The following is a 20,115-nucleotide window of genomic DNA, read 5'->3' as shown; positions in this document are numbered from 1 at the left end:
GGCTTTCGCTGTTTTATGCCAGCGGCTACGCGCGTCCCCCCTTGACTCTCCCCTATACAGCACACCCTACCCTGAAAGCCCTCACTTTCAGGTCACGCCCCATGGATCAACGCATTCTGGTCATCCTTGGCCACCCGTCCACCACCAGCTTCTGTTCGGCCCTGGCAGACACCTACAGCCACTCGGCAAAAATCGCCGGCCATGAGGTGCGCGTCCTACGCCTGGGCGATCTGGCTTTCGACCCGATCCTTCACAACGGCTACAGCGAAATCCAGCCTTTGGAACCTGACCTGCTCGGCGCCCAATCCGACATCCTCTGGGCCACTCATCTGACGTTCGTCTTTCCGATTTGGTGGGGTGGCATCCCGGCGCTGTTAAAGGGCTTTATCGACCGCATTTTCCTACCCGGTTTTGCCTTCAAATACCGTGAGGGCAAGCTGTTTCCTGACAAGCTGCTGCACGGCCGCACCGCACACTTGCTAGTGACCCTGGATACGCTGCCGTGGTATTACCGCTGGTTCTATCGCATGCCGGGCGTGCATCAGATGCGCAGCACCACCTTGGCGTTTTGCGGGATCAAGCCGCTCAAGACGTTACTGCTGGGGGCAGTACTGAGTTCTACGCCGGGGCAGCGGGCCAGGTGGCTGACACGAGCCAGTGCACTAGCGGGAAAAGGGAGTTTTCATGTACATCGGCAAAGCCGCGCAATTGTCGGGCACAACCATCAAGGCGATTCGGCACTATGAAGCGATTGGCCTGCTGCCGACGCCGCAGCGCCAGGGCCAATACCGGGTCTATTCGGAGCAGAACGTTGAGCTGCTGATGTTTATCAAGTGTGCGCAGCAGTTGGGTTTCAAGCTCAAGGAGTTGCAGGAAATTTTGCACGGCCACCAAGGCCATGCGTTGCCTTGGGAACGGGCAGACCAGGCCATCGCCAGCAAGAAACGCGAGCTGGCCGCACAAATCGCCGAGTTACAGAGAGTGCAGGCCGGCTTGCTTGAGTTTGAGAGCCAGCTGAAAGAGGTACATGGACACTGTTCGTCAATGAGTAGCATCGCTATTTGAAGTAGCCTTTGAAGGTGAACTGACGCGTTTTTTTCGCTGCCCGCGTAAGCCCATTCTGATTTTCCAAACCGCTCATCCAGCCACTTTTCGCTGCGGCAGACTCCGACGCCTTGCCTGCTGCCGAGACGTCACGGATGACCAACGCTTCCCACATTGCCCATATCGAACATGAGCTAGATGGCTTCCATCAGAGCCTGGTGACGTATCGCCAGCAGTTGGGGGCCTGGTATTCGCGCGCGCTGGACTCGGTGAGCCACGCCGCTGATTTACCGTCGCTGCTGGGGATGGATCGGGTGTTGCGAGCGGGGAATTCGCAACGCTCCGTGAGTCTTTCCGATGCCGACTTCTCCACCGTGGCCCGTTGCCCGGCGGGCGGTGTGTTGCAGATCGAAAGCAAGTTCGAGTCGGTGTATGACGTGCCGATTGGCGATATCCCGGTTGAGGTGATCGGGCTGGATGACGGCAGTTCGACCGTGGTCATGCTCGATGAACAGGGCAAAGGCTCGCACCCTTGCGTGGCGAGCGGGCGCTACCAAGTGCGGGTGCAGGGCGGCGTGTCGGCACAACAGGTGGACGCGTTGTTTGTGTCCTACGCCGGGCTGACCGCAGACCTGGAGCAATGGCTGCGGTCGCAGTGGGAAGGGTTCAAGCCGCATTGGCAACAGTCGACGGCCAGTGCGATTGGCAGCGGCGTGCTGGCGGGCAGTTGGGCGGCGATTCGCGAGGCGTGGGACAGCATCCAACTGGTACAGGCAATTCTTGAAGATCCTCTGAAATACGTCGAACAGCTTGGCGCCGAAGCGGCCAAGTTGGCGGATTTGGCCGCCAACGCCCCCAAGGTCATGGAACAGGCGATGTTGCTCGCCAGTGATGAAGCGGCGCTGTTCCTGCTGGTGCGCACGGCGATGATCTGGTTGGACGCATTGCCGCCCAGTGAGATTGCGCAAGTGGCTGCTGGTTTTGTGGTGTCGTTGCTGATTGACCTGGTGATTGGTGCGGTGCTGACCATCGCATTGCCGGCGGCAGCTGTGGCGTATTTGAGCCTGCGGCTGGCCAGGTATGGCGCACAAATTGTTAAGGCGGCTGTTGTGTACTTCTCTATTTCTAGAGCGCGTTTAAGCGATTGCAAAAAGCACAGGCAGTATTCTGCGCCAAGGCAGTGGTAACCCAGAGGTAGGGCTCACCATTCAGCCCGTACTACCCATGTCATATAAGAGCACCTTAAGCCCTAGACGGTGAGCCGAATAGCCAGCACAATCGGCTCACCAAATGAGCCGAATAACCTCTTTATTCGGCTCACGCACCCCAGGCATTCCACCATGGCTCATCCGCACTGGATCTGGCAACACGCCGACTGGCCGCACTTCCACTGGCAACCCGGTCGCCTCGCGGCGTTGCTGCGCGAGTGCGGGCACGCCCAGGGCAAGCTGTTGGGCATGCTCGGCTCCGTCAGCCAGGCAGTCAGCGCACAGAATGAACTGGATGCGCTGCTGCAAAATATCCTGACGTCCTCGGCGATTGAGGGCGAGCAGTTGAATGTCGGCTCGGTGCGCTCGTCCCTGGCAAGGCGGATGGGCCTGGAAGCGATGACAGACGGTCAGGTAAGCCGCCGCAGCGAAGGCCTCGCCGAGTTGATGATGGATGCCACTCAACAATTCACACGGCCGTTTACCCTCGCCCGCTTATTGAACTGGCATCACTTATTGTTCCCGGCCCCGGAAGCAGGCTATGCCGCCAGCGCGCTCAATATCGGGTCATTGAGGGGGGATGAGCCGATGCAGGTGGTGTCGGGCCAGCTTGATCGGCCGACCGTGCATTTCGAGGCCCCGCCACGTCTGGGACTGGAGCAGGCACTGGCGGATTTTCTGGAGTGGTTCGAAACCAGCCGCGATCAGCCGGAACTGGACCCGCTGGTACGCGCCGGCGTCGCGCACTTCTGGTTTGTCACACTGCATCCCTTCGATGACGGCAATGGTCGCCTGACACGCGCTATCACCGATTTGGCACTGGCCCAGGGTGAACACCAGGCCATCCGTTTCTATGCCATGTCAGCCAGCATCCTCGAAGACCGCACCGGCTACTACAACGCACTGGAATCCAGCCAGAAGGCCTCACTGGATATCACTGACTGGCTGGAGTGGTTCCTTAAAACCCTGTTACGCAGCGTGCAGCAGGCCATGGCGCGGATTGACCGAGTGCTGGGAAAGAGTCGGTTCTGGCAGCAACACCGCGACCTCCCTTTGTCTGCTGAACAGATCAAGGTCCTCAATCGCCTGCTCGACGGTGGTGAGAAGGGCTTCGAACACGGCATCAGCGCAGCGCAGTACCAAGCGGAGGCAAAGGTATCCAAGGCGACAGCGACGCGACACCTGGCTGACCTGCTGAAAAAAAACTGCTTGGTTCGTCTCCCCGGAGGCGGCCGCAGCACGCGTTATCAGGTCAATACAGCAGGCGAGTAATGCCCCACTCATTTGCCCCCATCCCCCATGTCTGCTAGTGTCGCGCCGGTTTACCGTCTACCGGAATAGCCGCCATGGCCCGCAAAAAAGTTGCACTCGATTTCGAACAATCCCTCGCCGACCTGCAAACATTGGTCGAGCGTCTGGAGAACGGCGAGTTGTCGCTGGAGGACTCGCTGACGGCGTTTGAGCAAGGCATCGGCCTGACCCGTGACTGCCAGAGCGCGCTGGCGCAGGCGGAGCAGAAGGTGCAGGTGTTGCTGGAGCGTGACGGGGAGTTGGCCGAAGAACCTTTCGATGCGGAACAGCCGGAATGATCGACGCGTATCAGGCCAGTAGCCAAGCCCGGGTAAATACGGCGCTGGAGCCCTTGTTTGTTGCGCCAAGCCCGGAAATGAAGCGCCTCTATGAAGCCATGCGCTACAGCGTGATGAATGGCGGCAAGCGTGTGCGCCCGTTGCTGGCGTATGCGGCCTGTGAAGCACTGGGCGCGCCTGCCGAGCAGGCCAACGGTGCAGCCTGTGCGGTCGAGCTGATTCACGCGTATTCCCTGGTACACGACGATTTGCCGGCGATGGACGACGACGATCTGCGTCGCGGCCAGCCCACCACCCATAAAGCCTTTGATGAAGCCTATGCGATCCTCGCCGGTGATGGCTTGCAGAGCCTGGCGTTCAGCGCGTTGCTGGACCCACGCTTGAGCAGCGTCAACGCCGAGATCCGCTTGCGCATGGTCACGGCCCTGGCCCTGGCTGCCGGCCCTGCGGGCATGGTTGGCGGGCAGGCAATCGACATGGGTTCGGTCAGCGTCAAGCTGGATCAAAAAGCCCTTGAGCACATGCACCGCCACAAGACCGGCGCGCTGATCGAAGCCGCCGTTCACTTGGGCGCCCTGGCCAGCGGACATGCCGAAGCCGCGCAATTGGCGGCGCTGCAGACCTATTCCCGGGCCATTGGCCTGGCGTTCCAGGTGCAGGACGACATTCTCGACGTGGAAAGCGATACCGCCACCCTGGGCAAACGCCAAGGCGCCGATATCGCACGGGACAAACCGACTTATCCTGCGCTGCTCGGGCTGCAAACCGCCAAGGCCTACGCCCTGGAACTACGCGACCAGGCGCTGGACGCCCTGCGACCTTTCGACGCGGCGGCCGAGCCGCTGCGTGACCTGGCGCGGTATATCGTCGAACGCCGCCACTGATTACGGCGGCCATTGCAGCCGCATATCGGCCAAGTTCGGCGCTCTGCGTGGGCAGTTTGCGATGCTTGAGGTAAACTGCCGCCTCTTCTATACCTATAACGATTCGCCTGATGCCCACGACGTTTCAAGAGATTCCCCGCAAGCGCCCGTCCACGCCCCTGCTCGACCGTGCTGTCACGCCGGACGGCCTGCGTCGTCTGGGTGAAGCCGAGCTGGAAACCCTGGCCGATGAGTTGCGCCTGGAATTGCTCTACACGGTCGGCCAGACCGGTGGGCATTTCGGTGCCGGCCTGGGCGTCATCGAGCTGACCATCGCGTTGCACTACGTGTTCGACACCCCGGATGACCGGCTGGTGTGGGACGTGGGCCATCAGGCGTATCCGCACAAGATCCTCACGGGCCGCCGCGAGCGCATGGCGACTCTGCGCCAGAAGGACGGTGTTGCCGCCTTCCCGCGCCGCTCCGAAAGCGAGTACGACACCTTTGGCGTCGGCCACTCCAGCACCTCGATCAGCGCAGCGCTGGGCATGGCAATTGCCGCCCGCCTGCAAGGCAGCGACCGCAAGGCGATTGCCGTGATCGGTGATGGCGCGCTGACCGCCGGCATGGCCTTCGAAGCACTGAACCATGCCCCGGAAGTGGACGCCAACATGTTGGTGATCCTCAACGACAACGACATGTCGATCTCGCGCAATGTCGGTGGCCTGTCCAATTACCTGGCCAAGATTCTCTCCAGCCGCACCTATGCCAGCATGCGCGAAGGCAGCAAGAAAGTGCTCTCGCGTCTGCCCGGCGCGTGGGAAATTGCCCGGCGTACCGAAGAATATGCCAAGGGCATGCTGGTCCCCGGCACCCTGTTCGAAGAGCTGGGCTGGAACTACATCGGCCCCATCGACGGCCATGACCTGCCGACCCTGATTGCCACGCTGCGTAACATGCGCGACCTCAAGGGCCCGCAGTTCCTGCATATCGTCACCAAGAAAGGCAAAGGCTTCGCGCCGGCGGAAGTCGACCCGATCGGCTACCACGCGATCACCAAGCTCGAACCGGTGGACGCTCCCGCCGCTGCGCCGAAAAAAGCCAGCGGGCCGAAGTACTCCGGCGTGTTCGGCGAATGGCTGTGCGACATGGCCACCGCCGACCCGCGCCTGGTGGGCATTACCCCGGCGATGAAGGAAGGCTCCGACCTGGTGGCGTTCAGCGAGCGTTTCCCGCTGCGCTATTTCGACGTGGCCATTGCCGAGCAGCACGCGGTGACCTTCGCCGCTGGCATGGCCTGCGAAGGCGCCAAGCCGGTCGTGGCGATCTACTCCACGTTCCTGCAGCGCGGTTATGACCAGTTGGTGCATGACGTCGCGGTGCAGAACCTCGACGTGCTGTTTGCCATCGACCGCGCCGGTTTAGTCGGCGAAGACGGCCCGACTCACGCGGGCAGCTTCGACTTGTCCTACTTGCGTTGCATCCCCGGCATGCTGGTGATGACGCCGAGCGACGAAAACGAACTGCGCAAAATGCTCAGCACCGGCCACCTGTATAACGGCCCGGCCGCCGTGCGTTATCCACGGGGCAACGGCCCGAATGCGCGGATCGAGAAGGACCTGGAGCCTATAGAAATCGGCAAGGGCATTGTGCGTCGCCAGGGCAGCAAGGCTGCATTCCTGGTGTTTGGCGTGCAATTGGCTGAAGCGCTCAAGGTGGCCGAGAAGATCGACGCCACCGTGGTCGACATGCGCTTCGTCAAGCCGCTGGATGAAGCCCTGGTCCGCGAAATCGCCGCCAGTCATGAGCTGCTGGTGACCGTCGAAGAAAACGCCATCATGGGCGGTGCCGGTGCGGCAGTCAGTGAGTTCCTGGCGCGGGAGAATATCCTCAAGTCGGTGCTGCACCTGGGCTTGCCGGATGCGTACGTCGAACACGCCAAGCCGGCGCAGATGCTGGCTGAGTGCGGGCTGGATGAAGCAGGGATTGAGGCTTCGGTGCGCGAGCGCCTAGCGCTGCTGGGCCTGTAGAAAGCGGGACCAACAGGTGGGAGGGGCGGTGCGAGTTGCCCCCTCCCACATTTGATTTGCGTCATCCTCAAGCGCTATGGACAGCCCATGAAACACCTGTACCTTGCCCTGCTGCTTCTGCCCTCGCCTGAATTGCTCGCCGACACCCGCGACAACGCCCTGAAACTCCCCGACGTGGTCATCAGCGCCAACCGCCAGGTCCAGGCACGCAACGACAGCAGCGCCGCCAACACCGTGTTCACCCGCGACGACATCGACCGCCTGCAACCCACCAGCCTCACCGACCTGCTCAGCCGTGTGCCCGGTGTACAAGTCGCCCCCTCCGGTGGCCGTGGCAGTTTGCCGGGCATCTACCTGCGGGGCACCAAGTCCGCCCAAAGCCTGGTGCTGGTAGATGGCCAGCGCATCGCCAATACGACGTCCGGCGACAGCGGCCTGCAATACCTCAACGTCGACCAGATTGAGCGCGTGGAAGTACTGCGCGGCTCGCGTTCGGTGATCTACGGCAGTGACGCAATCGGCGGGGTGATCCAGGTATTCACCCGACGCAATGCCGAGCAGGGCGTGCAACCGCGGGTGAAACTGGGCTTCGGCAGCCATAACACCTGGCAGCGCAGCCTCGGCCTTTCGGGTGGTGACGAACAGACACGCTTCAACCTGGGCGCGAGCCTGGATGAAACCGCCGGCATCAACTCAACCCACCAGTCGTTCCCCAGCGACGGCGACCATGACGCTTATCGCAACCAGTCCGTGAGCCTGAACCTCAGCCATTCCCTCAGCGATGAGCTGGAGGTGGGCTTCAATCTGTTGGATAACCGCGGCAAGTCGGAGTATGACAACAGCTTCGGCCGCTACGACCCCGTCAGCAGGCAAACCGTCGGCCAGAAACCCTATACCGACTACGCCGTGAGCAGCGCCAGCGGCTATGTCGACGCCACGCTCAATGAGCGCTGGCAGTCGCGCCTGGAGCTGGGCCACAGCGAGAATCGCGATACCAAGCGCGACACCCTCAGCGATGATTTCAGCGTATTCAACACCTACCGTGACTCGGTCAACTGGCAGAACGACCTGACCCTGGATGACCAGAACAGCCTGATCCTGGGCGGCGACTGGTACGAAGACCGCTTCCACGGTTCCACCACGTTTACCGAAAACAGCCGCTGGAACCGCGCCGCCTTTGTGCAGCATCGCTTTCACAGCGAGTGGTTTTCCACCGAACTGGGCCTGCGTCACGACCAGAATCAGCAGTTCGGCAGCCAGAACAGCTGGAGCGGCACCCTGACCTTGCCGGTCAACCCCGACAATGACCTGCTGCTGAGTTACAGCGAAGGCTTCCGCGCGCCGACCTTCAACGACCTCTATTACCCGGACACGAAGTACAGCAACCCCAACCTGCAGCCCGAAACCTCAAAGAGCTACGAACTGCAGTGGCGCAGCCAGTTGAGTGACAGCACGCGCCTGGAGGCCTCGCTGTACCGCACCGATTTGAGCGATGCGATCATTCTCGACCAAACCGGCAAGCCACAGAATGTGGCGTCGGCACGCATCAACGGTTTTGAGGCGGCGCTCAAGCAGGATCTGTTCGGCTGGCAAGGAAACCTCGGGCTGTCGCTCATCGACCCGCGCGACCGCGACAGTGGTCACACCCTGGCCCGCCGGGCGCGGCGCACGTTGAGCCTGGACCTGGACCGGCAATTCGATCAGGTGGGCGTGGGCGCCAGTTGGCAGGCGATCAGCCACAGCTATGACGATGAAGACAACACCCACCGCCTGGGCGGCTATGGGTTGCTCGGGCTGCGTGGCAGTTGGGCGGTGACGCGGGAAGTAGCGTTGTCACTGAAGGTCGATAACCTGCTGGACAAGTCCTATGCGCGGGCGCGCTACAGCTACGACGATCCTGCATTCGTCAACAATCACGATTACCGTGAAGAAGGCCGCGTGTGGATGTTTGGCGTGACCTGGACACCTGAAATCTGATTGTGGCCTGGACTGGCCTCAGCGGCCCGGAGCAATCACCTGACACAGCCGCGCCAGCGCTTCCAGCATCTGCCCGCTGGGCCGTTCCAGGCCTTTGTCCGGAACCAGCCGCACCCGCTCCGCCATGCTTGGCCAGGCCTTCCAGGCTTCCTTCTGCGCCTGATCGCCTACCAGAATCATCTCGGGGTTACGTTGCAATACCGACTCGATGCTGACCTGTGGCGCGGGTAGCTTCAGGTCGTCAAACACGTTGCGCGCACCGCACACGCTCAGCGCATCGCTGATGATCTGGCCACCGCCCACGGTGTACAGCGGCTGATTCCACACCTGATAGAACACCCGCAACGGTTCAGCACGTTGATAACGCTGACGCAACTGCGCCAGGCGCTGGCGCAGTTGCGCAGCCAATTGCCGGCCGGCGTCGGCACGACCCAGTTGCTCGGCGATGGCCTGGACCTGGGTGGTGAGTTGTTCGAGGCTATGGGGTTCGGCGACGTACACCGGGATATTCAGGCGCTGCAGCTGCTCGCGCTGGGCGGGGCCGACGCTGCCGGGCCAGAGCAGGATCAGGTCGGGCCTGAGGCTGAGCAGGCGCTCCATGTCCAGTTGCCCATAACGCCCAACCGACGGCACGTTCGCCAGCGCCGCTGGCCGCTCACCGCCATCGAGCACGCCCACCAGCAGGTCGGCAGCACCCAGCTCAGCCACGATTTCAGAAAGTGAAGGCGCCAGACTGACGACACGTTCGACCGCCAGGCCCTGGGCACTGAATGCCAGCAGCAGAATCGCCAGCCAGCGGCGCATCATCCCAACTGACGCGGGATGCGGTAGAGGTAAAACAACACCATCGTCGACAGCGCCAGCAGGAAAAGCGGCACCGCTTCCAGGCCAACGAACACCGCCAGTGCGCCCACCCACGCCGGTACGGCAGCCACCATCAAGGCCGTACGCCGACGAGCCGCCAGGGTGATCCAGGCAGCCGGTTCTTCCGCAGTATCAAGGGCTTTGGAGGTGGCGATCAGGGCGTGTTTATAGCCATGGAAGTAGCGCAGGCTGAGGAACATCGACGCCACGCCGGCGATAAAGAACGGCATGGCCAGCACCGGCAGCATGGGCTCGGCCTGGCCAAACACCAGGTTGATCACGAACAGCGGGAGCAGCGCCAGGGCCAGGTACTGCCACCAACTGAAGGACAGTCGCCGTTTCACCTGGCCCCGGGTCACGCGCGGTCGACCTCGCCCTGATGCTCGTTGCCCATCATGTGGTCGAGCTTGCTGGCCTTGGTCGCCAGGTAGAGTTTGTTGTGCGGGTTATGCCCGGTGTGCAGCGGCACACGCTCGGCCACGGTGATGCCCATCTCGGTCAAGGCTTTGACCTTGCGCGGGTTATTGGTCATCAGGCGCAGGGATTTCACACCCAGGTGCTCCAGCATCGGCAGGCAGATCGCGTAGTCACGCTGGTCGGCAGCGAAACCCAGGCGCTCATTGGCCTCGACGGTATCGGCACCGCCGTCTTGCAGCTCGTAGGCGCGGATCTTATTCAACAGGCCAATACCACGGCCTTCCTGACGCAAATACAGCAGCACACCACGGCCTTCACGGGCGATGGCGCGCATCGCGGCTTCCAGTTGCGAGCCGCAGTCACAGCGCTGGCTGAACAGCGCGTCGCCGGTCAGGCACTCGGAATGCACACGACCGAGAACCGGTGCGCCATCGGCGATGTCGCCCAGGCTGAGCACAACGTGTTCGCGCCCGGTGGCTTCTTCGAGAAAGCCGCTCATGGTGAACGTGGCAAAAGGGGTAGGCAGCTTGGAAGCAGCGACGAAAACGACGGGCACCGTGTGCTCCTGATTTCAGTTTTTACAAAGGCGGCCATTGTAACAGCACGTTCCTACAGACGCTTAAGCTGAATTATCGCTGATAAAGATCAATCGGTTTGATTGGCCTTTGTGTTGATTCTATGTAGGAGCGCGGCAGCCTATTCAGGGCGTCTCGCGAAAGTGCTGATAGCCACGTACGGCCGGGGTGATGTCCTGCCCGTTGGTGTCGAGCAACGTGACACCCTTCCCCGCCTCGACGCGGCCGATCACGTGGATCGGCCAGCCGCGGGCCAGCAATGGCGCGAGTTCCAGGGGCGGCAGGGTGAACGCCAGTACGTAGTCGTCGCCACCGCTGAGTGCGGCCACCCGCGCCTCGTCATCCCCGACAAACGCCAGCAAGGCCTTGGACAATGGCAGCGCCTGGCGCTCGATCAACAGGCTGACAGCCGAGGCCTTGGCGATATGCCCGCAATCAGCCAGAAGCCCGTCGGAGATATCCATCGCAGACGTCGCCCTGCCCCGCAGCGCCAGCCCCAAGGCCAACTGGGGCTGGGGCGACCAGTAATGGGCCAGCAGTGGTTCGGCAATCGTTGCGTCGGCGCTGCGCTGCCCCAATACCAGCGGCAAGGCACCGGCGGCGTTGCCCAACTCGCCGCCCACACACAGCAGGTCACCCGGCTGCGCACCGCTGCGCGTCAGCGCCTGGCCTGCCGGTACCCGCCCGAACACGGTCAGGGTCAGGCTCAGCGGGCCGCGTGTGGTATCGCCGCCCACCAGGCCCACACCGCAACTTTGCGCCATGGCGTTCAAACCTTGGGCATAGCGTTGCAGCCAGTCGGCATCGACGGTCGGCGTGGTGAGTGCGAGGGTAAACGCGAGGGGGTGGGCGCCCATGGCGGCCAGGTCGCTGACCGCCACGGCCAGCGAGCGCTGGCCGAGCAGGAACGGGTCACAGGGGTCGGCAAAGTGCACGCCGGCCACCAAGGTATCGGTGGAAATTGCCAGCTGCTCCCCGGCGGGGAGCGCCAGCAAGGCGCAGTCGTCGCCGATCCCCAAGGCAATGCCCTCGCCGCCCCGCGCACACGGCGCGGCGGCGAAATACTTGTGGATCAGCTCGAACTCGCCCATTCAGGACTCAAGCGCAGGTTAGCGCTTGTACGCCTTCACTTCGGCTTCACGCAGGCGCGGGGCCAGCTTGTCGAGCACGCCGTTGACGAACTTGTGACCGTCGGTCGAACCGTAGACTTTCGCCAGTTCGATGCCTTCGTTGATCACCACGCGGTACGGCACGTCGACGCGCTTGAGCAGCTCCCAGGTGGACAGGCGCAGTACGGCCAGTTCAACCGGGTCCAGCTCTTCGAGGGTCAGGTCCAGGCACGGCGACAACGCAGCATCGATCTCGTCCAGGTTGGCCGGCACACCGTGCAGGATGTCGTGGAAGTAGCTCTGGTCGGCAAACGTGAAGTCGTTATCGACGCGAAATTGCGCTTCGATCTCGTTCAGCGAAGTGCCGGCCATATGACGCTGGTACAGCGCCTGGGTCGCGAGCTGACGGGCAGCACGGCGCTTTTCGCTTTTCGACGGTTTGCCGGCGTCCGCTGGACGCTCGTCACGTGGGTTGAAACGATCGCTCTCGTCGGAAATCACTTGGCCTCCAACTGCGACAGCAGGCTGACCATTTCCAGCGCGGACAGGGCAGCTTCAGCGCCTTTGTTGCCGGCCTTGGTGCCGGAACGCTCGATGGCTTGTTCGATGGAATCAACAGTCAGTACGCCGAAAGCGACTGGCACGCCGAACTCCATGGACACCTGGGCCAGGCCCTTGGTGCATTCGCCGGCCACGTATTCGAAGTGCGGCGTACCGCCACGAATGACCGCGCCCAGGGCGATGATCGCCGCGTATTCACCCTGTTGAGCAACTTTTTGCGCAACCAGTGGAATTTCGAAGGCGCCAGGGGCGCGGATGATAGTGATGTCGCTCTCGCTCACACCGTGGCGAACCAGGGCATCCACGGCACCGCTTACCAGGCTTTCAACCACGAAGCTGTTGAAGCGGCCAACCACCAGGGCATAGCGGCCTTTGGGGGCGATGAAGGTACCTTCGATGGTCTTCAGGGTCATTCGACAAATCTCTTAAAGAGCCGGGACGCGAAAAGTGCGTCCCTCAGTGATGATTTAACCGCGAACAAGGGGCAAAAAGCGCCGGCCTTTATTCGGAGGGCACGTATTCTACAACTTCCAGATCGAATCCGGATATCGCATTAAATTTCATCGGTGCGCTCATCAAGCGCATTTTGCGCACACCGAGGTCACGCAGGATCTGCGAACCGGCACCGACGATGCTGTAGGTGGTCGGCGTTTTCACCTGGGTCTGCTCGGCGGTTTCGCGAATATGCGCGAGTAACACGTCGCCATCCACCGGGTTACCCAGCAGCAGCACCACACCGCTGCCCGCCTCGGACACCGCGGCCATGGCGGCGCGCAGGCTCCAGCGGCCCGGTTGTTTGACCATCAGCAGGTCGCGCAGCGGGTCCATGTTGTGTACGCGCACCAGGGTCGGCTCGTCGGCGCAGATGCTGCCCAGGGTCAAGGCCATGTGCACGTCGCCTTCCACCGAATCACGGTAGGTCACCAAATTGAATTGGCCCAGTTCGCTGTCCAGTGGCTGCTCGGCAATCCGCTGAACGGTACGTTCGTGGATCATCCGGTAGTGAATCAGGTCGGCAATGGTGCCGACCTTGATGTTGTGTTCGGCAGCAAAGGCTTCGAGTTCGGCGCGACGGGCCATGGTGCCGTCGTCGTTCATCACTTCGCAGATCACGCCGCTCGGCTCGAAACCGGCCATGCGCGCCAGGTCGCAGGCGGCTTCGGTGTGGCCTGCGCGAGCGAGGGTGCCGCCCGGTTGAGCCATCAACGGGAAGATGTGGCCGGGGCTGACGATGTCTTCGGCCTTGGCGTCCTTGGCGGCAGCGGCTTGCACGGTGCGGGCACGGTCGGCGGCGGAAATGCCGGTGGTGACACCGGTGGTCGCTTCAATCGATACGGTGAACTTGGTGCCGAAACCCGAACCATTGCGCGGCGCCATCAACGGCAGCTTGAGCAACTCGCAGCGCTCTCGGCTCATGGGCATGCAGATCAGCCCACGGGCGTGCTTGGCCATGAAGTTGATGTGCTCAGGCTTGCAGGCCTCGGCGGCCATGATGATGTCGCCTTCGTTTTCACGGTCTTCGTCATCCATCAGGATGACCATCTTGCCTTGGCGGATGTCTTCAACCAGCTCTTCGATGCTATTGAGCGCCACAGGGCACCCCCTTGGTCAGGATTTCAGGTAGCCGTTAGCGGCCAAAAAACTCTCAGTGATGTTCCCGGTTGCAGGCTCTGCGGCCTTATCGCCCAGCAGCAGGCGCTCCAGATAACGGGCAAGCAAGTCGACTTCCAGGTTCACCCGGCGACCTGGCTGGTAGGACGCCATGATGGTTTCGCTCAGGGTGTGGGGAATAATGGTCAGTTCAAATTCGGCGCCGTTCACGGCGTTCACGGTCAGGCTGGTGCCATCGACGGTGATCGAGCCTTTGTGGGCGATGTACTTGGCCAGCTCTTTAGGCGCGCGGATGCGGAACTCCACGGCACGCGCATTTTCGCTGCGGGCAACCACTTCGCCGACACCGTCGACGTGGCCGCTGACCAGGTGGCCGCCCAGGCGGGTGGTCGGGGTGAGGGCTTTTTCCAGGTTGACCGGGCTGCCGGCCTTGAGGTCGTTCATCGCTGTGCAGTCCAGGGTTTCCCGGCTGACGTCGGCGGCAAAGCCGTTGCCCGGCAGTTCGATGACGGTCAGGCACACGCCGCTGACGGCGATGCTGTCGCCCAGCTTGACGTCGCCGAGGTCGAGCTTGCCGGTTTCAACCAGCAGGCGCACGTCGCCACCCTTGGGGGTCATGGCGCGGATGCTGCCGATGGATTCGATAATGCCGGTGAACATGGCCTTCTCCTGGAAAACGGGGCGGGCACTTGAGCGCCCGGTCAGAATTATACGCTCGCTGCTGGCACAGGGATGGCAGTGACTCGCCAGTCGTCGCCTACAGCGCGCATTTCAGTGATCTTGAGTTGGGGGGCGTCTGCCAGTTTCTCAAGCGGCCAGTCGAGTAAAGGCCGGGCGGCGGAGCCGAGGAACTTGCCGGCGACGAAAATCACGTATTCGTCCACCAGGCCTTGCTGGGCAAATGCACCTGCCAGGCTTGGGCCGGCTTCCACCAATACGTCGTTGACGCCACGGGCGGCCAGCGCCACCAGCGCCGAGCGCAGGTCGACCTGGCCGTCCACGCCCGGTACCACCAGGCATTCAGGGCCACGGGGGAACTGGTTTTCCGCGGTGACGCAGGTGATGACCAACGCCGGGCCGGCCTTGAAGAACGGTGCGTTGAGCGGCACGCGCAAACGGCCGTCGATCAGCACGCGCAACGGCGGGCGCGACATGGCCAGGGCGGTGGTGGCTTCGTCCAGGCCGAGTTCGGCGGCGCGAACGGTCAGGCGTGCGCCGTCGGCCAATACGGTGTCGGCGCCGGTCAGCACCACGCTGGCCTCGGCGCGCAGGCGCTGCACGGCGGCGCGGGCGGCGGGGCCGGTGATCCATTGGCTTTCGCCGCTGGCCATGGCGGTGCGGCCGTCCAGGCTCATCGCCAGCTTGACCCGCACAAACGGCAGGCCATGCTCCATACGCTTGAGGAAGCCCTTATTCAGGGCCCGCGCTTCACCTTCGAGCACGCCGCTGTGCACCTCGATCCCAACCTGGGCCAAGCGCTGCATGCCGCGCCCGGCGACTTCCGGGTTGGGGTCCTGCATCGCTGCGACCACCCGCGCCAGCCCGGCACTCACCAGCGCATCGGCGCACGGCGGGGTATGGCCGTAGTGGCTGCAGGGCTCGAGGGTTACGTACGCCGTGGCGCCTCGGGCCTTGTCACCGGCAGCCCGCAAGGCATGCACTTCCGCATGGGGCTCACCCGTGCGCACATGCCAGCCTTCGCCGACAATCTGCCCATCGCGGACAATCACGCAGCCCACACGCGGGTTGGGGTGGGTGGTGTACAGGCCGTTGCGCGCCAGTTCGAGGGCGCGGGCCATGTAATGGGCGTCGAGGACAGTCTGTTCAGCAGAAGGCGGGGTCATTCTTTGGCAGGCTCACGGGCCAGGCGGTCGATCTCTTCGCGGAACTCGTTGAGGTCCTGGAAGCGTCGATACACCGAAGCGAAACGGATATAGGCGACTTCGTCGAGCTTTTGCAGCTCGCCCATCACCAGCTCTCCAACCACCAGGCTCTTGACCTCGCGCTCGCCGGTGGCGCGCAGCTTGTGCTTGATATGCGCCAGCGCCGCCTCCAGCCGCTCGACACTCACCGGGCGTTTTTCCAGGGCGCGCTGCATACCGGCGCGCAGTTTTTCTTCGTCGAAAGGCTGGCGGCTGCCGTCGGACTTGATCAGACGCGGCAATACCAGTTCGGCGGTTTCGAAGGTGGTGAAACGTTCACCGCAGCCAGAGGCCAGGCATTCGCGCCGGCGACGCACTTGATCGCCCTCGGCGACCAGACGCGAGTCAATGACCTTGGTGTCGTTGGCACCGCAGAAGGGACAGTGCATGGTGGCAGGCAACAAAAAAAGGGAGGGCCATGGTAGCGCATCCCTGTGGCAAGACAAGCCATAGCCTTTACGGTATATAGGCAGGCCTATATGTTTCTTATATTTCAAGCCACGGATTTTGTCCTTTTCTGGAGCCGTACATGCAGTTACGACCACTTGTTTTGCTCACCGTGTTCAGTGTCCTGGTCGCCTGCAGCAGCGAAGCCCCCAAGCCGGCCGCACCTCAACCGACGCCCGCACAAGAGAAAAAAGTCCCCGGCATTGAAGACCTCGGCCCCCTGCCCGCCTATCAACGCGAAATCAGCGGCAGCCTCACCAACGTGCCGGCCGGTGCCGAAGTCGAGATGGCGCTGCTGGTGATCGATGACCGTTCGCGTCCGCAACAACTGCTGGCGAGCAGCGTACTGACCGGCAACGGCAAGCCCCTGGCCTTCCGCCTGCGCTACAACCCAGAGGCGTTCCCAGCCGGTGCGCGGGTTGAATTGCGTGGCCGTGCCAGCCAATCCGGCCAGTTGATCCTGCACCTGCCAGCCGTACGCATCACCCAGGCCATCACCCAGACCACCGGCCCCCTGGAACTCGTCAAGGCACCATGACGCCACCGTTGGACTTGCAGCGCGCCCTGAGCGCGCTGATCGGCGACGCCCAACTGGTGCCCTGCCCGCTGCCGGGCACCGAGCTTTCATTGTGGCTGCTGGATGCGGACAACATGGACCGCGCCTTCAGTCCCGAGGAAACCCGACGCATCCTGCATGAACCGCCCTACTGGAGTTTTTGCTGGGCCAGTGGTTTGGCGCTGGCGCGGTATCTGGCGGCGAACCCGCAATGGGTGAAAGGCAAGCGCGTGCTGGATTTCGGCGCCGGCTCCGGTGTGGCCGGGATTGCGGCGGTTAAAGCCGGCGCGTTGGAAGTGGTTGCCTGCGACCTCGACCCGCTGGCGTTAGCGTCCTGCCGGGCGAATGCCGAACTCAACGGCGTGGCGCTGAGCTATTCAGCGGACTTTTTCGCCGAAGCCGACCGCTTCGACCTGATCCTGGTCGCCGATGTGCTCTACGACCGGGCCAACCTGCCGTTGCTCGACCACTTCCTCAGCCGAGGCCGCGAAGCGCTGGTGGCGGACTCGCGCGTGCGGGACTTCCAGCACCCGGCTTATCGGCGGCTGGAGATGCTCGATGCGCTGACATTGCCGGACTTGGCCGAGCCTTGGGAGTTTCGCAAGGTGAGCCTGTACCATTCGCGGCGCCAGCCCTTATAGTTGCCCCATTCCCGCTTTATTCGAGACGCCCCATGAGTGAGCCCACGCCGTACATCTTCGACGTCACCAGCGCCAATTTCGACCAGGCCGTGATCCAGAACTCCTTCGAAAAACCCGTGCTCGTGGATTTCTGGGCCGAGTGGTGCGCGCCGTGCAAGGCGTTGATGCCGATGCTGGCGCAGATTGCCCAGAGTTATCAGGGCGAGCTGCTGCTGGCCAAGGTCGATTGCGAGGCCGAGCAGGACATCGTCGCGCGCTTTGGCATTCAAAGCCTGCCGACGGTGGTGCTGTTCAAGGATGGCCAGCCGGTGGATGGATTTGCCGGGGCGCAGCCGGAGTCGGCGGTGCGGGCGATGCTGGAGCCGCATGTGCAGATGCCACCACCGGCGGCGGCTGACCCGCTGGAGCAGGCCAAGGCGCTGTTTGCCGATGGCCGCATCAGCGACGCCGAGGCCGTGCTGGTAGCGCTGCTGGGTGAAGACAACACCAACGCCGCCGCGTTGATTCTGTACGCGCGTTGCCTGGCCGAACGCGGTGAGTTGGGTGAAGCCCAAACCGTGCTCGATGCGGTGAAGAGCGATGACCACAAAGCCGCCCTCGCCGGCGCCAAGGCGCAAATCACCTTCCTGCGCCAGGCCGCCGACCTGCCGGACGCCGCCGAGTTGAAAAGCCGCCTGGCACAAAACCCGCAGGACGACGAAGCCGCCTATCAACTGGCCATCCAGCAACTGGCGCGCCAGCAGTACGACGCCGCGCTGGAAGGCCTGCTCAAGTTATTTATCCGCAACCGCGGCTACAGCGAAGGCCTGCCGCACAAGACCTTGCTGCAGGTGTTCGAACTGCTGGGCAATGATCACCCGCTGGTGACCGTGTACCGCCGCAAGTTGTTCGCCGCGCTGTACTAATCGCCGATCCAACTGTACAGCGGCGTATCCCCGCCGCTGGCCACTTTCACCTTGGCGCTATGGCGCAGGCGCACCAACAGGCGCTTGCCCGCCGCGGCATCCCCCGCCAAACCTTCCAGTCGATCAAGCAATTCCAGGCCGCTGAGCTGCCCGGCGTTGCGCAACAGGTCCTGGGCGCTTTGCCACAGGTCATCATTGTGCTTGACCGGTGCCGCCGGCGCAGCGGCCGCGTTTGCCGTTGGCGTTACCTGCAACTGTGCGCCGAGTCGCGCCCAATCGCCGTCATCCAGTTCCAGGGTCAAGTCCACCGGCAGGTCGCCAACGGTTCCACGAATTCGCAACATCGTCCTTACTCCTGCATTTTTCTGACAAGCATGCTCCCATGTGGCTTGCGCAACGCCAAGCAGGCGGTCAAACTCTCAGCACTATTGTTATAAGATCACATAACATAAATTTCATTTTCTGGAGCCTTCTCATGCGCCGTCTGCTGCTTGCTTTGCCGTTTGCCCTGTTGCCACTCGCCATCGCTCACGCCGCCGACGAGCATGACCACGATCACGAACACGGCAGCCTCGGCGCACACGAACACGGCGTCGGTCGCCTCAACGCGGTGCTCGACGGCCAGGCCCTGGAGCTTGAACTGGACAGCCCGGCGATGAACCTGGTGGGCTTCGAACACGTCGCCACCAGCGCTGCCGACAAAGCCAAGGTCGCCGCCGCACGCAAACAGCTGGAGAACCCGCTGGCCCTGTTCAACCTGCCCAAGGCCGCCGGTTGCGTGATCAGCACCCAGGAACTCAACAGCCCGCTGTTCGGCGACAAACCGGAAGCCGACCACGACGACGATGATCATGATGACGACGCCAAAGACGGCGCCCACGAGCATCATCACGATCACAGTGAGATCCACGCCCACTACCAATTCACCTGCGCCACGCCGGCCGCCCTGGGCAACCTGGACCTGACCCAGGTGTTCAAGACCTTCCCCGCCACCCAGAAAATTCAGGTACAACTGATCGGCCCGAGCGGCCAGCGAGGCGTTGAAGCGACGGCCACAGCAGCCACCCTGAAGTTCTGAGCCCCCATGACCCACGCATTGATCGAACTGTCTGACCTGGGCTTTAACTGGCCCGGTCACCCACAGTTACTGGACATCCCCGCGTTCCGCCTGGAAGCGGGGGAAACCCTGTTTCTCAAGGGGCCGAGCGGCAGTGGCAAAACCACCTTGCTCGGCCTGCTCGGCGGCGTACAGAAGCCCAGCCGCGGCAGCATTCGCCTGCTCGGCCAGGAGCTGACCGAACTCTCGGCCGGTGCGCGGGACCGCTTTCGCGTTGACCACACCGGCTATATCTTCCAGCAGTTCAACCTGCTGCCGTTCCTGTCGGTGCGCGAGAACGTCGAGCTGCCCTGTCACTTTTCCAAGCTGCGCGCGCAACGGGCAATCCAACGCCACGGCAGCGTCGACCAGGCCGCCGCGACCTTGCTGGCGCACTTGGGCTTGAAGGACAAAGACCTGCTGGAGCGCCGTGCCGATTCGTTGTCCATCGGCCAACAGCAACGGGTGGCCGCCGCCCGTGCGCTGATCGGCCAACCGGAGTTGGTGATCGCCGACGAGCCCACCTCGGCCCTGGACTACGACGCCCGCGAAGCCTTCATTCAACTGCTGTTCGCCGAATGCCGCGAAGCCGGCGCCAGCCTGTTGTTTGTCAGCCATGACCAGAGCCTGGCGCCGCTGTTCGACCGCAACCTGTCGCTGGCCGAACTCAATCGCGCCGCCACGCCCGCAGAGGTTTGAG

24 protein-coding genes are annotated in these 20,115 nt (G+C 62.8%); 13 read left to right on the top strand and 11 right to left on the bottom strand.

Going from position 1 to position 20,115, the window contains the following annotated elements; translation table 11 throughout:
* Nucleotides 1-101: 101 nt before the first annotated feature.
* The 8 genes from HCF10_RS26430 to HCF10_RS26395 all read left to right on the top strand — a co-directional run bounded on the left by HCF10_RS26430 (nt 102) and on the right by HCF10_RS26395 (nt 8,711).
* Nucleotides 102-746, top strand: coding sequence for an NAD(P)H-dependent oxidoreductase (locus HCF10_RS26430; protein WP_167656721.1), 645 nt, complete (start codon nt 102-104; stop codon nt 744-746).
* Nucleotides 685-1,065: a MerR family transcriptional regulator gene (locus HCF10_RS26425; RefSeq protein WP_167656720.1), complete on the top strand. Its 381-nt coding sequence runs from the start codon at nt 685-687 to the stop codon at nt 1,063-1,065. Before HCF10_RS26430 ends, HCF10_RS26425 begins: the two co-directional genes overlap by 62 nt.
* Nucleotides 1,066-1,199: 134 nt before the next feature.
* A complete protein-coding gene (locus HCF10_RS26420) occupies nt 1,200-2,231 on the top strand; it encodes a hypothetical protein (RefSeq protein WP_237683183.1) in 1,032 nt (343 codons plus the stop codon).
* 153 nt (nt 2,232-2,384) lie between these two features.
* Nucleotides 2,385-3,524, top strand: a complete 1,140-nt coding sequence (locus HCF10_RS26415; RefSeq protein ID WP_167656719.1) for a Fic family protein — start codon at nt 2,385-2,387, stop codon at nt 3,522-3,524.
* A gap of 74 nt (nt 3,525-3,598) precedes the next feature.
* Nucleotides 3,599-3,841: an exodeoxyribonuclease VII small subunit gene (locus tag HCF10_RS26410; RefSeq protein WP_003176346.1), complete on the top strand. Its 243-nt coding sequence runs from the start codon at nt 3,599-3,601 to the stop codon at nt 3,839-3,841.
* Complete coding sequence (gene ispA / locus HCF10_RS26405) at nt 3,838-4,725, top strand: (2E,6E)-farnesyl diphosphate synthase (RefSeq protein ID WP_131700311.1); 888 nt, start codon at nt 3,838-3,840, stop codon at nt 4,723-4,725. Before HCF10_RS26410 ends, ispA begins: the two co-directional genes overlap by 4 nt.
* 110 nt (nt 4,726-4,835) lie before the next feature.
* Nucleotides 4,836-6,734: a 1-deoxy-D-xylulose-5-phosphate synthase gene (gene dxs, locus HCF10_RS26400; protein WP_167656718.1), complete on the top strand. Its 1,899-nt coding sequence runs from the start codon at nt 4,836-4,838 to the stop codon at nt 6,732-6,734.
* Between the two features lie 87 nt (nt 6,735-6,821).
* Complete coding sequence (locus tag HCF10_RS26395; protein ID WP_167656717.1) at nt 6,822-8,711, top strand: TonB-dependent receptor domain-containing protein; 1,890 nt, start codon at nt 6,822-6,824, stop codon at nt 8,709-8,711.
* Between the two features lie 18 nt (nt 8,712-8,729).
* On the opposite strand, the gene HCF10_RS26390 is transcribed toward HCF10_RS26395, so the two are convergent.
* From HCF10_RS26390 to nrdR, 10 genes are all read right to left on the bottom strand, one after another.
* Nucleotides 8,730-9,518 (bottom strand): cobalamin-binding protein, encoded by a 789-nt coding sequence (locus tag HCF10_RS26390; protein WP_167656716.1) that lies wholly within the window; start codon nt 9,516-9,518, stop codon nt 8,730-8,732.
* On the bottom strand, nt 9,515-9,934 hold the full coding sequence (locus HCF10_RS26385) for a nuclear fragile X mental retardation-interacting protein 1 (protein ID WP_131700315.1): 420 nt from the start codon (nt 9,932-9,934) through the stop codon (nt 9,515-9,517). Before HCF10_RS26385 ends, HCF10_RS26390 begins: the two co-directional genes overlap by 4 nt.
* A complete protein-coding gene (gene ribA, locus HCF10_RS26380) occupies nt 9,931-10,548 on the bottom strand; it encodes a GTP cyclohydrolase II (RefSeq protein WP_065924905.1) in 618 nt (205 codons plus the stop codon). Before ribA ends, HCF10_RS26385 begins: the two co-directional genes overlap by 4 nt.
* Before the next feature lie 144 nt (nt 10,549-10,692).
* Complete coding sequence (gene thiL, locus HCF10_RS26375; RefSeq protein ID WP_167656715.1) at nt 10,693-11,658, bottom strand: thiamine-phosphate kinase; 966 nt, start codon at nt 11,656-11,658, stop codon at nt 10,693-10,695.
* Between the two features lie 18 nt (nt 11,659-11,676).
* A complete protein-coding gene (nusB, locus tag HCF10_RS26370) occupies nt 11,677-12,177 on the bottom strand; it encodes a transcription antitermination factor NusB (RefSeq protein WP_053138236.1) in 501 nt (166 codons plus the stop codon).
* A complete protein-coding gene (gene ribH / locus HCF10_RS26365; RefSeq protein ID WP_003176356.1) occupies nt 12,174-12,650 on the bottom strand; it encodes a 6,7-dimethyl-8-ribityllumazine synthase in 477 nt (158 codons plus the stop codon). Before ribH ends, nusB begins: the two co-directional genes overlap by 4 nt.
* Nucleotides 12,651-12,738: 88 nt before the next feature.
* Nucleotides 12,739-13,830, bottom strand: a complete 1,092-nt coding sequence (gene ribBA, locus HCF10_RS26360; RefSeq protein ID WP_131700317.1) for a bifunctional 3,4-dihydroxy-2-butanone-4-phosphate synthase/GTP cyclohydrolase II — start codon at nt 13,828-13,830, stop codon at nt 12,739-12,741.
* Nucleotides 13,831-13,845: 15 nt separating this feature from the next.
* Nucleotides 13,846-14,508 carry a riboflavin synthase gene (locus tag HCF10_RS26355; RefSeq protein WP_010206841.1) on the bottom strand — a complete coding sequence of 221 codons (663 nt, stop codon included), beginning with the start codon at nt 14,506-14,508 and terminating at the stop codon, nt 13,846-13,848.
* A 47-nt stretch (nt 14,509-14,555) separates the two neighbouring features.
* Nucleotides 14,556-15,692, bottom strand: coding sequence for a bifunctional diaminohydroxyphosphoribosylaminopyrimidine deaminase/5-amino-6-(5-phosphoribosylamino)uracil reductase RibD (gene ribD / locus HCF10_RS26350; RefSeq protein WP_167656714.1), 1,137 nt, complete (start codon nt 15,690-15,692; stop codon nt 14,556-14,558).
* Complete coding sequence (gene nrdR / locus HCF10_RS26345; protein WP_167656713.1) at nt 15,689-16,159, bottom strand: transcriptional regulator NrdR; 471 nt, start codon at nt 16,157-16,159, stop codon at nt 15,689-15,691. Before nrdR ends, ribD begins: the two co-directional genes overlap by 4 nt.
* 140 nt (nt 16,160-16,299) lie before the next feature.
* Here nrdR and HCF10_RS26340 point away from each other — a divergent pair, with 140 nt between their 5' ends.
* Genes HCF10_RS26340 through trxA form a run of 3 tightly spaced genes read left to right on the top strand, consistent with a single transcriptional unit; the run spans nt 16,300 to nt 18,319 of the window.
* On the top strand, nt 16,300-16,755 hold the full coding sequence (locus HCF10_RS26340) for a YbaY family lipoprotein (protein WP_027605189.1): 456 nt from the start codon (nt 16,300-16,302) through the stop codon (nt 16,753-16,755).
* A complete protein-coding gene (locus HCF10_RS26335) occupies nt 16,752-17,414 on the top strand; it encodes a class I SAM-dependent methyltransferase (RefSeq protein ID WP_167656712.1) in 663 nt (220 codons plus the stop codon). The genes HCF10_RS26340 and HCF10_RS26335 overlap by 4 nt, the downstream gene beginning before the upstream one ends.
* Nucleotides 17,415-17,446: 32 nt before the next feature.
* Nucleotides 17,447-18,319, top strand: coding sequence for a thioredoxin (gene trxA / locus HCF10_RS26330; RefSeq protein WP_131700320.1), 873 nt, complete (start codon nt 17,447-17,449; stop codon nt 18,317-18,319).
* Here trxA and HCF10_RS26325 read toward each other — a convergent pair.
* Nucleotides 18,316-18,663, bottom strand: coding sequence for a hypothetical protein (locus HCF10_RS26325; protein ID WP_131700321.1), 348 nt, complete (start codon nt 18,661-18,663; stop codon nt 18,316-18,318). The two genes, trxA and HCF10_RS26325, sit on opposite strands and share 4 nt — an antisense overlap.
* A 131-nt stretch (nt 18,664-18,794) precedes the next feature.
* On the opposite strand from HCF10_RS26325, the gene HCF10_RS26320 reads away from it, so the two are divergent.
* Complete coding sequence (locus HCF10_RS26320) at nt 18,795-19,397, top strand: DUF2796 domain-containing protein (RefSeq protein ID WP_167656711.1); 603 nt, start codon at nt 18,795-18,797, stop codon at nt 19,395-19,397.
* 6 nt (nt 19,398-19,403) lie between these two features.
* A complete protein-coding gene (locus HCF10_RS26315) occupies nt 19,404-20,114 on the top strand; it encodes an ABC transporter ATP-binding protein (RefSeq protein WP_053138261.1) in 711 nt (236 codons plus the stop codon).
* The last annotated feature ends 1 nt before the right edge of the window (nt 20,115 follow it).

It is taken from the genome of Pseudomonas sp. B14(2022) (genome assembly GCF_012030485.1).
GTDB lineage: Bacteria > Pseudomonadota > Gammaproteobacteria > Pseudomonadales > Pseudomonadaceae > Aquipseudomonas.
The sequence above is the reverse complement of the archived record's forward strand: the minus strand, read 5'-3'. Positions and strand labels throughout refer to the sequence as shown.